We start from the raw sequence: 12,154 nt of genomic DNA, 5'->3' as shown, positions 1-12,154 counted from the left end.
TTGGAACGATGGATTGAATTTCAGTGTAAGGCAGCAGGTGGTTCAACGGTAAGCTTCTTTCTATCAAGCCACTAGACGGCTAAAAAAAATAACTTTTTTTAGCCCAATCATTCAGTTGAGGTTTGTCTGAAGACAGGTGAAAATAAAAATCCCCGGCCGTCACTGACCGGGGATTTTTGTCTTTAAGCTAATGTAACAGTAAAACATTCTGACGGGTCAATTTGTTTCAACCCTGAAAAATAGTCCGGTTATTTTTCATAAATAATCTCATTATTACCAATTATCTTCGTTCGTAAATATATGGCCTGCATTTTGGGGCCTTTTACAGACCTAACTTGAACCAATTACACGGATGCCTTTTCTTGTTCTTGACCTTGAGATGACCGGCCCGGAGCCGGACTGGAATGAAATTATTCAGATTGGTGCTGTTTTATTCGACGATAACTGGGTGGAGAAAGGCCGGTATCTGACCAATGTGTACCCCGAAAATGAAGAAGCGTTTTCGTCATATTCCGAAAAAATTCACAACATATCGCTGGCCGAGCTCGAAGACGCGCCGATGATCTATGATGTGTTGCCGGAAATGGAAGAGTGGATTATTGAGCACCTGGGTATCCGTAAAACGCAGCAGACATCCGACAATACGCCCTACCTGAAAAACGTCATTATCTGCGGACAAAGCGTGATTAATGACATTAATTTCCTGAAAGAAGCGTATCGGCTCGAGAAGCTGAAATGGCCTTACAGCCGCACGCTCGTTGACCTGCACACGCTGAGTTACTTTATTTTCCGTGTGCTGAAGAAAAACAACCAGCGGGTACCCGACCGGCTCAGCCTCACCGCCATTGCCGCCCATTTCGGGCTTGAACGGGAAGACGATTTCCATAATGCACTGGAAGATGCCGTTCTGACGGCCGAGTGTCTGAAACGAATTTATGCCATCGGCGATAAGATGCAGATTAGCTTATAAAAACAAGGCCACTGCCTGTATTCGGGCAGTGGCCTTGCTGTTTAGTCCCACGTTGCTAGCTCTTCGGCATTTTCTCAAATAACCTGCCGACCGCCTGCTGTAACTCATCATTTGCCAGAGGCTGCGATGTAATTACGCGTGAAATGGCGGCGTCCCATACCAGTGCGTTCCGGTGGGCATCCACAATATGCACATTCAGCGTTCCCTCCTGATAATTCCCCACCGGCACTTCCTGGCTTTGCCAGTGATAACGGCGCTGACCGACATATAACGGCGCCTCCTGAATCGTAGTCTGACGGGTTTGGGTCTTTTCCCGCACCACAGCCCCTAAATTCACCAGCAGATCGGGATTATCGTTTGTCAGCTGATATCCCCTTTGCCGCATCTGTACCGTCACTTCTTTTTTGATGCGCTCCATCGCTGCCATGTAGCTGGTGCCCGGCTCCGACCCGACCCGGTTTGTATCAATAAAGGCAAAGGTCCGGTAATCAGACCATGTCGCCGACCGGTCGGTTTTGTTCTGAACTATCCGATAGGGCGAGCAGCCGATAACGCTTATCAGAAAGAGTCCGATGATTCCTTTAACTGCGTTTTTCATGTTCATTAGTATTTACTATAAAACACGTTTAAACGCTAAACAGTTGCTAACGGGCAGCCTGTGCCTGCACGACCTTCACCGTTACCAGTAACTGGCCCAGATGCCGCATCGTATGTTCCGCCGAATGGACGAGCAATCCCAGCACCGTCGATGGAAGCTGTGCACGACCGACGCCCCGGAAATTAGTCAGCGTCTGTTCATCTGTCCGGCTAAGCTGAGCCAACGCCTTGTCAACCTGCTGGTTGAAGGCCGCGACAAGCGCTTTTGCCGTCACACCGGTCACCGGTGGTTTCCCTTCCTGCGCCAGGCCCTCAAGCTGTTCCGGTGACAGCATTTCTCCCCGCGCATAGGTATGTAAACGGTCAAGCACACCCGTAAGATGCTGTAAATGGAACCCCGCCGAAGCCAGTCCGGCCGGGCGTTCCCAAAGCAGTTCATCGGCTACCCCGCTCATCAGTATATTTACTTCTTCACGGGCCTGCAACAACGCATGCGCCACCGGCTGTAGCAACGCCGGCATATCGGGCAACGGCCCCCGCAACCAAACCTCTTTTGTTTCTGCCATATTTTTTAACCTTAAAGGCCTGAAAGCGGTACGACAATCAATCTATTCCACCGGTCAACTAATCATGCCGGTCATTAAATCACACAAATCCTGTTATAATTCTCCGTCATCCGTCCTGAACGGAATAACAGGCAGGCCACCTTTGCTGAACAGATTCGGCTCCGGCGCGTCACGGAACGCAAACCGCACCGCCACCGGATTCGACACCGCCGGGCTCGATACCTCAATCGTGTTGCCCTTCACGCGTGCCTGCGCTTTCGTAAATACCTTATCCGGACCGGCAATTTCAAACTCCGTAATGTCGGTGCCTTTCACGATAAACCCGTCCGGCGCATTGTCGAACACAACCCGCACCACATTACCCGTCACCTGCATTGACTTGTACTGCGGGCTTTTATACGCACCAACCGCCTTACCATAGGTCTCGGCCAGTGCATAATTTGCCAGCCGTAACCCGACTTCTTTTTTGTAAGCCGGATGAATATCCCGGATGTTATCGACCAGATCGGTTGTTATCACAATTCCTGATTTGGGCAGATCCGTGGCCCGCACCTGTGCCTCGCGCACCGCAGCCGTCTCGTACTTACCATTATAGGTGTAGGGCGCAATCTGAACGCTATAGAACGGAAATTCCTTTTGCCACAGGCCCCGCCAGCTATCGACCATTACATGGGTCAGGTGATAATAGGCCCGGGGATCGTGCCGGTTCGATTCGCCCTGGTACCAGATCACACCGGCAATCGGAAATTGTGTCAGTGGCGCAATCATACCATTGTACAGCACACCGGCTTTATTCGGGCTCCACGGTGCCTTTCCAATCGCCTGTGCCGACCGCTTCAGATCGGGGTACAGCATTACCAGCGACTCCGGCACCCAGCTTTCCATATACGATCCGCCCCAGCTCGCATCAATCAGCCCGACCGGTACATTCAACGTTTGCTGAAGCTTCCGCCCAAAGAAAAAGCCAACCGCACTAACGTTTTTCAGGCTGTTGGAATCACAAACGGCCCAGCTGCCCCGCATCGTTGACTGCGGATAATCGGCCGCTGTTTTCGGGATTTTTATAAACCGGATCGCCGGATTATAGGCCGACGGCAATTCCGCACGGGCATCTTTCGCCCCGTAGCCCGACATTTCCATATTTGACTGACCGGAGCAAAGCCATACTTCACCGACCAGAACATTGGCAAGCACAATGGTGTTGTACCCCTTGATCGTGATTTTATACGGGCCGCCCGCAGCCGGTGTGTGCAGCGTGACGCGCCAGGTTGCATTCTCGGCACAGGTCGTGCTGACGGGTTTATTATCCCAGCCGGCCGTAATTGTAATCTGCTCCGTCGGGTTGGCCCACCCCCACAAGGTAATATCGGTCTGCTGCTGGAGCACCATATCAGAACTCAGGATGGCAGGCAGATAAACATCAGCGCGCGACCGGGCAGCTACCAGGAGCAGTAACAGGCAAAACAGATTTTTCATACGTGAAGGGTTACTGGTTTTTCCATGCAAATACTGGTGTCAAAACCAACATACGGCGGGTAATTAGGAATACGCACAAAACCGGCTTTTTCGTATAACCCAACGGCTTCGGGCTGTTTGTTGCCGGTCTCCAGCCGGGCAACCCGGAAGCCCTCTTCGGCAGCCCACGCCTCCAGCGCCTTCAACATGGCCATAGCGACGCCGTTGCCTCTGGCTTCAGGCTTGACAAACATCCGCTTGATCTCCACAGCCTCATCGTCTGTCATCGGCCGGAAACAGGCGCAGCCGACCGGCTGTTCATCCAGAAAGGCCACGACCACACGGGCCGTGGTATCAACCTTGTTGAAGGCATCGTATTTGGCCTGATAGGGCTGATACCGGATCCACAGATCAGCATCCAGGTCAGTGACCAGCGCCATAAAGTCCGGATCAGCCGCTGTCGTACGATTTATTGTTACTAAACTCATCGCAGTGATTTCTATAAAGATGACAAATCTGCCTAAATTTGACCTTACAACCGACAAATCCCCTGACAAATATCGTGAAACCGACTGTTACCATCGACTATTGCCCGAAATGCGGCTGGCTGCTCCGGTCGGCATGGATGGCCCAGGAACTCCTGACCACGTTTACCGACGACGTACATGGCGTGCTGCTCCACCCGTCGGAAGTCAGCGGACGCTTTACAGTCAGTATCGACGGGCAGGAGATTTTTAACCGCAAGGTAGCCGGCCGATTCCCTGAGATAAAAGAATTAAAGCAATTGGTGCGGGACATCGTTAATCCGGCTAAGAGTCTCGGGCATTCTGATAACCGTTAAGGCCGTTTTTGCCCGATTTTGCCTTAATTTTGTGCCTACATAGGTAAATGCATGAATACTAAACCGGCTGGCCGGCCAATTCCGGCGCAGCGGTTATAAATTAGTCAAACTGAAAAATGGATAACGCAAACTTCCGACGCTTCTTCGGTGCCTTCCTGACGATCCTGGGCACCTTTGTTATTTTATTTGCTCTGGTTGCCTACCTCAAGGACGGGCAGGCCGTATTGGGCATGAAAGTTAAAAACCTGGGCGAGGCCATCGTTCCGTTTCTGGTTGGTCTTGTGTTTTTCGGCGCCGGTGTAAGCCTGATCAACAGAACCTAGTATGTCCGGGCCTGATGCAACAATGTCAGGCCCGGCCTATTCTTCTTTTTACCTCTCTGCCTCCTGCTATAACGCTTGCATTTCTGTATTTATCAAGGAAAATTCTGCAACCTTATGGCAATATACATAAATTTTCAAAGTATTAATAAGATCATTTGCGGTCAGTAAGGGTAAAATCTGTCATGTAATAGACGGACAGCCTTCAACTTTATGAGCCGCAAAGAGCTAGGTTATTTACTGCAACAGTATCTGGAAGGGAAATGCACCGATGAAGAAAAACTCTTTGTTGAGCATTGGTACGGTACGCTACAAAATGATACTAAGCAGCCCGTTTCCGAACTCGAATTTCAGGAACTGGAACCCATGCTGTGGCAGCAGATACAAAACCGGACTTTATCCGCCGGTGTAGTTCCCATGCCGGTGCCGGCGTCCTCCCGCCGGATCGGTTTCCGACAGATCGCCATTGCCGCATCGGTGGTACTGGCGCTAACCCTTAGCTGGTGGTTCTTACGGCCACCGTCAAGCCCGATTGCACGGGTAAGCCCGCAGGAAATCGGTCATCCCGACTGGATTCAGCATATCAATACCTCCCGTCAAACCGAAACCGTCCGGCTCAGCGACGGCAGTACGGTCCGGCTCGCCCCCGGAAGCGCAGTCACCTACCCGACCGGTTTTGCCCCCGGAAAGCGGGAAATTTACTTAGCCGGGGAGGCATTCTTCGACGTTACCAAACAACCGGATCGCCCGTTTTATGTCTATTCCGGCCCGGTCATCACACGGGTATTAGGTACCAGTTTCCGGATAAAATCACAGGATCAAACCGACAATGTTGTAGTAGAGGTAGTAACCGGGCGGGTTTCTGTTTATCAGAGCACAGGGCAATCAACGCGTGGTCAGGCGGGTAAAATCATTCTTCGGCCCAATCAAAAAGCAACCTATATTACTGACAAACAACAGTTTGATATAAACGTATCAGATCATCCGCAGCTCATTGCCGAAGAGGCTACGATTCCCGTCAGGCCATCCTTTAATTACGACGATGTGCCCCTTGGCGAGGTAGTGACACAATTAGAAGCCGCCTACGGTATTAGCATCCGGCTCGATAATCCAAAACAAAAAGACTGCCCGCTGACGGCCGATCTCGGAGGCCTTGGCCTCTATGCACAACTCGATATGATTTGTGCAGCGACCAAATCCAGTTATGTCACAGAAGGAACAACAATTGTTATCAGTGGCAAGGGCTGTGCGAACATTTGACATTAACCTTAACCCGACCTGTAAACCAGATGCCTATGTAAGATCACTATACGCAAAAAAGCTGACCATGTTTGCACCACGGCCAGCTTCCGATACTTCCCTCCCTCATAGCCCGCCAGCTACGTGACCAGGCATTTGCACTGCCTGATCCAGAGGTTTTTTTGTCAAATAGTCCATTTAACAATCCTTAAAGGTATGAAAAAAATTGATGCAGCTCTGCCGGGCTGGTCATGCAGCCGACGTATATCGTTTTTTCTGCTGCTTATGAAACTATCCTTCGTTCAACTTTTTCTGCTCATCACATTCGTCAGCCTCTCCTTTGGTTACGACAGTAAGGCTCAGGAGCTCCTGAGCAAGTCAGTGTCGCTGCACATTGACGGTCAACGTCTGCGTTCGGTACTAACCCAAATCGAAAGGCAGACTACGACTAAGTTTGTCTTCAGCTCCCGCAACATCGGAGCCGACCGTACGGTATCGATTCACGTCAATAAAGTCCGGCTCGACGAGGCACTGATTCAGTTACTAAGGCCCTTAAACCTGACTTACCGCATTCTGAACGGTCAGATTATTCTGGACAGCATTGTACCGAAAGACGAAGCCGGCCTGCTCACGATTCCGCCTCCTACAGAAATAGCCGATCAGGTGATTACCGGTACGGTATCTGACGAAAAAGGTGAAAAACTACCAGGCGTCAGCATCATAGTGAAAGGGACGACCCGGGGAACGGCAACAGAAGCCAACGGGCAGTTCCGGCTTTCGGTCCCGAACGGTGACGTTACCCTGATCTTCTCCTTTGTCGGTTACAAAAGCCAGGAAGTTATGATCGGCAAGCAGACAACCCTTAACCTTGTTTTACAACCAAATCCGAATTCACTCGACGAAGTCGTAGTAATCGGCTACGGTACGACCAAACGGAAAGACCTTACCGGTTCCATAGCCAGTGTAAAAGCCGCTGACATTATCCTCAGTCCGGTCACCAGCCCGATGGAAGCACTGCAGGGCCGTGTGGCCGGCCTGGATATCGAACGGACCAGCGGCCGCGCCGGTACAACGCCAAACGTCCTGCTACGGGGTAACCGGTCTATTTCGGGCGGCCAGTCACCGCTCTACCTGATCGACGGTGTACCAGGCAACATCAACGCTCTGAACCCGAACGACATTGAAAACATTGACGTTCTGAAAGATGCCGCCGCAACCTCTATATATGGGGTTGCCGGAGCCAACGGCGTAATTATTGTTACGACCAAAAAAGCCAAAGCCGGGAAACTCCAACTCGATGTCGACAGCTATTATGGCATTAACGGGTTCGCCAGGTTTCCGAAACCGCTCACTAAAGATCGATGGATTAACTACCTGAAAGACAAATACTTTATGTCGCAGGGTGTTTATACCGACGATCTGGTGGAGCTTGTGCCGTCCATTGAAGTCCGTAACCTGGTTCAGCAGGGCAAGTGGGTCAACTGGGTGGAGGAAACGATGAAAACCGGTATCCAGCAGAACCACTTCGTATCCCTGCGCGGCGGCAGCGAAAAAATTCAGGCCTATCTGTCACTGGGTTACATCGGCGAAAAAGGGATTTATAAATTTGATGAGACCAAAATCCTGAATGCGCGGGCAGGCATGGATGTGAGGTTCAATAAGCTTCTGAAAGCCGGTATTCAGACGGTTGTAACAGCGCGAAACAACGATGCTACGTCGAGCCGCGTTAATAAGGCATATGGACTGGCACCGGTCGGCACTCCCTACAACGAGGATGGTACCATCAATATGAGACCGTTAGGAGCTACCAGCGCCACCATCAGCCCGATTGCCAACTACGCCCCTGGTGTTTATGTTGATAATTCGAAGAACATGAACATAAACATGTACCCGTATGTGGAGTTCACACCCTTCAGTAACCTGACCATCCGGTCAAACCTGGGTTTATCAGCATCAGCATCACGGGACGGTTTCTTTCAGAGCGAACTCGCCTACATACCGGCCTCCGAAGGACGGGTTACCAAAGAAGCCAGCTACGGAAATGGCCTCGGCTATTCATATATCTGGGAAAACTACGCTACCTACAACTTCGCGATCAACGACGTTCATCAGTTTACCGCAACCGGTATCGTTTCGATGGGAAAATCCCGGTCTGAATCGTCGATCATCGCTGTAAACGGGCTCGATTTTGACTATTACACCTACTACAATACCGGTGCAGCCAGTACTGTTACCAACCGCTCGACAGGGTACTCAGAGTCCAGCCGGATGTCGTATGCGGGCCGCCTCCACTATAACTACCGGAGTAAGTATCTGTTAACAGTTTCGAACCGCTGGGACGGCGCCTCGCAGCTCTATCAGCACTGGTCATCGTTCCCGTCAGTTTCAGCCGCATGGCGGGTCAGTGATGAATCGTTCCTGAGCAACCTCAAGCACTGGATCAGCGACATGAAAATACGGGCCAGCTACGGGGTTACCGGCAATAACAACATCTCTCCCTACCAGAGCATGACTGAAATGGTGTCGAAAACTGCCTCCGCCAACCTGTCCCTCGGCGGGTCAGGGGTGTTACCGATCTATGTTCTGAAACAGGCACTAGGTAATGAAGAACTCTCCTGGGAAAAATCACGAACGACCAACCTCGGCCTTGATCTCTCGCTGTTTAAAGGCCGGCTTGATCTGACCGCCGATCTGTATCAGACTTATACTGACGGGGTGTTATACAAACGTACACTCCCGTCAACAGCCGGCGGCTTTGACGCTAAAAACCTCTATACCAAGGTACTGAACATTGCCGAAACAGAGAACAAGGGTATTGAGCTGACGGCGTCAATCCGGACCATGGCGAAGAAAAATTTTCAGTGGAATACGTCCATTACCTACACAACAGCACGCGAAAAACTAAACAAAATCGATCTCGGTAACTCCGTAAACGTTACGTCGCTGATTTCGGAAAACCTGTTTGTCGGCCAGCCCCTGCGGAGTTTTTACGACTACAAGAAAATCGGTATCTGGCAGACTGTTGATACCACGGAAGCGAAACTCTACGGTGCGCGGCCGGGAGACATCAAGCTGGCAACCGTACCTAAGGTCAGCGCTACGGGCGAATCAGACAACGGCGTTCACGTTTATTCGGCCGCCGACCGGATGCTGGTAGGGCACGCTAACCCGAACTGGATGATGGGAATTCAGAACGCGTTCGTCTACAAAAACTTTGATCTGACAGTATTTGCCAATATGCGCTTCGGCCATACGATTAACGCCACCAGCCTCGGCTACTGGAATGCAACGGCTCAGCCGGAAACCTATGACTACTGGATGCCAACAAATCCGACAAATGATTTTCCGCGTCCCGGTTCATCGTTCAGCAACACCTTCACGTCGGCGCTCAGCTTAGTGGACGGTTCATACGTCAAGATCAAGAACATTACGCTGGGTTATACCTTACCGAAAACCTTACAGGATAAACTCGGTTTGTCACGCATGCGGGTCTACAGCACTATTTATAATCCCATCATCCTTACCCGCAGCAGTATGTTGAAAGGTGTTGATCCGGAATCAGGTGGTGCCGACTCGTTCCCGCTTTTCAAGCAAATCATCGTTGGTGTTAACCTTTCTTTCTAACCATAATTTCTTATGCGCTTACCAGTTCTTTTTTTCATAACTGTCCTCTTGCTCTCTTCCTGTCAGGGCCTGGATGAATACAATCCGGCAGGTTTACCCGTCGATAAAGTCCTGAAAGACAAAGTTGGTTTAGAAGGGGCGATTAACGGCTGTTACACAGACCTGTACTTTTTCCATGGTAAAATCGACTTTATCGGCCCGACGGAGGCCGGAACTGATAGCTGGGTAAATGTCGGCAACAACGACATTGGTCTGGCTCTCTATAACAATACATTGAATACAACCACAGGCACCATCCGCGTGATCTGGAATGGTTTGTATTCACTGGTGAACTACTGTAATACGGCTATTTTATATGCAAACGATGTGAAGGGCTACAACAGCAAGGATGAGCTGAATGCAAAAATTGCCGAAGCCTATTTTATCCGTGCCTATGCCAATTTCAATCTCGTCGAGCAGTTTGGCAATGTTACTCTATCGCAGAGTTCATCGGCGGAAGGCACCATTAACCTGACTCCGAAACGGAACACCGAAAAAGAGTTTTACGATGCCATCATTTCGGATCTGAAGTTTGCCTGCCAGTACTTGCCCTATACACAGGCGCTGCGGGGCCGGGTTACGAAAAAAGCAGCTTACGGCCTATTGGCCAAGGTATACCTGCAACGTACACGGCTTGGCGAAAAGGCAGAATATGCCAGACTGGCGCTGGAAACAGCAGAACAACTGATCAGCAGTGCCGCTACGTTTCAGTGTGCGCTCTACCAGAGTGATGCCAGCCGATCAGGATTTACTAAGCTGTGGGATGGTGCCAACAACAAGAACAACACGGAATCCTTGTTCCTGCAGGCCGTAGATGCCATGTCAGGCCTGAATCCGGAGCAGTATAACCGTGGCCGGACCCGGCAGTATTACCTGCCCGACCTCGGCAGCCGTGGTGCAGAATGGGGGACGCGGGAAACCAGTGTATTATATGGACGGTCAAACTCCCGCTATTATAAACCCAGCAAATACCTGCTCACCAGTATTTTTGAGCCGTCCGAAAATACGCCTGACACCCGGTTTAAGGAAACTTTCACCTACAAATTTTACGCTAACGCAAACAAAGCCATTACGGCGGCCCTGGCAACAACATACCGGAAAGACCCGTCCATTATCGGCAAAACCATTCTGGGAACTACGGGCGGGTACGCCAGTCCGTTCCTGCCGGTTACAACCCAGCTCGAAGAAGAAGCAAATATGGGGAATGATCAGGGACTGGCGATATTTACGCCCAACTGGACAATCGATGAAACAACAAAAAGCAAAATGGCGTATCTGGTAACTGATCCTAACGACCTGTTCGATCCGGCAACCGGCAACTACAGGACGTCGGTACCGGCCGGCTATCCTAACCTGCTCAACATCTATCCGGCATTCCGGAAATTTTCGAGCAAGCAGTTTTCTTACACCAATCAATACTGGCTCGGCGATATTCCGATCATCAGACTGGGCGATATTTATCTGGTGGCGGCTGAGGCAGCCCTGCTTTACAATAACAATCAGGCGAAAGCGGCAGAATACGTCAACGTTATCCGTAAACGGGCAGCCATTACATCACGCCAGAACGAAATGACAGTCACTCCGGGCGATATGACAATTGACTTTCTGCTTAAAGAACGCGGCCGTGAACTAACCGGCGAGCACTGGCGCTGGTATGATCTGAAACGTACCGGCAACCTGACTAAAAATTACCTGCAACTGACCAATCAGGTGGTCAGCGTGCTGTTCAGCGAGGCAAAACATACTGTGCGCCCAATACCGCAGGCGTTTCTCGATGCCGTTAATAATGCAGGAGAATACGGGAACAACGGGTACTGAGTATATGAATCTGCTTTATTAATCAGACGCTTTTCGTATCAGGATCCGCCGCTTGTGCGGATCCTGATACGAAAAGCGTTTTTTAGTCCCAAAACCAGAGTACTACTGCCAGCATAAAATAATCCTGTAATAAAGGGCGAAGGCGTTTGAGCGCAAGATGAATGTGATATTCTACAGTCCGTTCCGGAATTTCCAGCCGTGCAGAAATTTCTTTGGCTGATTTATATTCCAGCCGGTTCAACTGAAAAATAAGGCGGGTCTTTTCCGGTAAGTCATTCAGTTGCCGCAGCACTGTGCCCATCAGGTCATTCAAGGCAATCTCTTCTTCAGTATCATGGCCGGCATACGCTACGGTCTGAGCGTGTTCAACATAGCGTTCACGGGTTAGCCGTGCTTTAAACAGGTTAATAACGGCATATTTAAGGCTGGTATGCAGATAAGCGCCGAGATTGTCAATAGCAAGTTGTTCGCGTTGCTCCCAGAGCCTGACAAACAGATCCTGCACCATATCCTCCGGACTATCCGTTGCTGGTAGCTTTGCGCGGGCTGTAGCATAAAGTTTCCGCCAGTGCCGCATATAAATTTCCTGAAAAGCGGCTGCATCCCCTTTTTTCAGGCACTCTAATAAAGCCTTATCAGACAGATTTCGATACTCCATAATAGACATCATCATCCACGCAAGCAC

The 12,154-nt window shown here is 50.5% G+C and carries 11 protein-coding genes; 6 read left to right on the top strand and 5 right to left on the bottom strand.

The window, feature by feature from the left end; all coding sequences use genetic code 11:
* The first annotated feature begins 352 nt into the window (after positions 1–352).
* On the top strand, positions 353–970 hold the full coding sequence (locus tag AC23NW_RS12175; protein ID WP_487449791.1) for a 3'-5' exonuclease: 618 nt from the start codon (positions 353–355) through the stop codon (positions 968–970).
* 55 nt (positions 971–1,025) lie between these two features.
* Here the strand turns inward: AC23NW_RS12175 and AC23NW_RS12170 are convergent, their stop codons facing one another.
* From AC23NW_RS12170 to AC23NW_RS12155, 4 genes are all read right to left on the bottom strand, one after another.
* Complete coding sequence (locus AC23NW_RS12170; protein ID WP_487449790.1) at positions 1,026–1,568, bottom strand: DUF4136 domain-containing protein; 543 nt, start codon at positions 1,566–1,568, stop codon at positions 1,026–1,028.
* Positions 1,569–1,614: 46 nt separating this feature from the next.
* Positions 1,615–2,133 carry a DinB family protein gene (locus AC23NW_RS12165; RefSeq protein WP_487449789.1) on the bottom strand — a complete coding sequence of 173 codons (519 nt, stop codon included), beginning with the start codon at positions 2,131–2,133 and terminating at the stop codon, positions 1,615–1,617.
* A 93-nt stretch (positions 2,134–2,226) separates the two neighbouring features.
* The gene (locus AC23NW_RS12160) at positions 2,227–3,609 is read right to left on the bottom strand and encodes a sialate O-acetylesterase (RefSeq protein ID WP_487449788.1); all 1,383 of its coding nucleotides are present in this window, start codon (positions 3,607–3,609) and stop codon (positions 2,227–2,229) included.
* A complete protein-coding gene (locus AC23NW_RS12155) occupies positions 3,606–4,076 on the bottom strand; it encodes a GNAT family N-acetyltransferase (RefSeq protein WP_487449787.1) in 471 nt (156 codons plus the stop codon). The genes AC23NW_RS12160 and AC23NW_RS12155 overlap by 4 nt, the downstream gene beginning before the upstream one ends.
* Before the next feature lie 74 nt (positions 4,077–4,150).
* Here AC23NW_RS12155 and AC23NW_RS12150 point away from each other — a divergent pair, with 74 nt between their 5' ends.
* The 5 genes from AC23NW_RS12150 (at position 4,151) to AC23NW_RS12130 (ending at position 11,469) form a co-directional block, all read left to right on the top strand.
* Positions 4,151–4,429 (top strand): Rdx family protein, encoded by a 279-nt coding sequence (locus tag AC23NW_RS12150; protein ID WP_293835073.1) that lies wholly within the window; start codon positions 4,151–4,153, stop codon positions 4,427–4,429.
* Positions 4,430–4,545: 116 nt separating this feature from the next.
* Positions 4,546–4,752, top strand: coding sequence for a hypothetical protein (locus AC23NW_RS12145; RefSeq protein WP_293835075.1), 207 nt, complete (start codon positions 4,546–4,548; stop codon positions 4,750–4,752).
* Positions 4,753–4,962: 210 nt separating this feature from the next.
* Positions 4,963–6,009 carry a FecR family protein gene (locus AC23NW_RS12140; RefSeq protein ID WP_487449785.1) on the top strand — a complete coding sequence of 349 codons (1,047 nt, stop codon included), beginning with the start codon at positions 4,963–4,965 and terminating at the stop codon, positions 6,007–6,009.
* 195 nt (positions 6,010–6,204) lie between these two features.
* Positions 6,205–9,612 (top strand): TonB-dependent receptor, encoded by a 3,408-nt coding sequence (locus tag AC23NW_RS12135; RefSeq protein WP_487449783.1) that lies wholly within the window; start codon positions 6,205–6,207, stop codon positions 9,610–9,612.
* 12 nt (positions 9,613–9,624) lie between these two features.
* Complete coding sequence (locus tag AC23NW_RS12130) at positions 9,625–11,469, top strand: RagB/SusD family nutrient uptake outer membrane protein (RefSeq protein ID WP_487449782.1); 1,845 nt, start codon at positions 9,625–9,627, stop codon at positions 11,467–11,469.
* A gap of 82 nt (positions 11,470–11,551) precedes the next feature.
* Here the strand turns inward: AC23NW_RS12130 and AC23NW_RS12125 are convergent, their stop codons facing one another.
* Positions 11,552–12,127: an RNA polymerase sigma factor gene (locus AC23NW_RS12125; protein WP_487449780.1), complete on the bottom strand. Its 576-nt coding sequence runs from the start codon at positions 12,125–12,127 to the stop codon at positions 11,552–11,554.
* Positions 12,128–12,154 lie beyond the last annotated feature (27 nt).

The sequence above is a fragment of the Arsenicibacter sp. R0_47 genome (assembly GCF_057652235.1).
The sequence above is the reverse complement of the archived record's forward strand: the minus strand, read 5'-3'. Positions and strand labels throughout refer to the sequence as shown.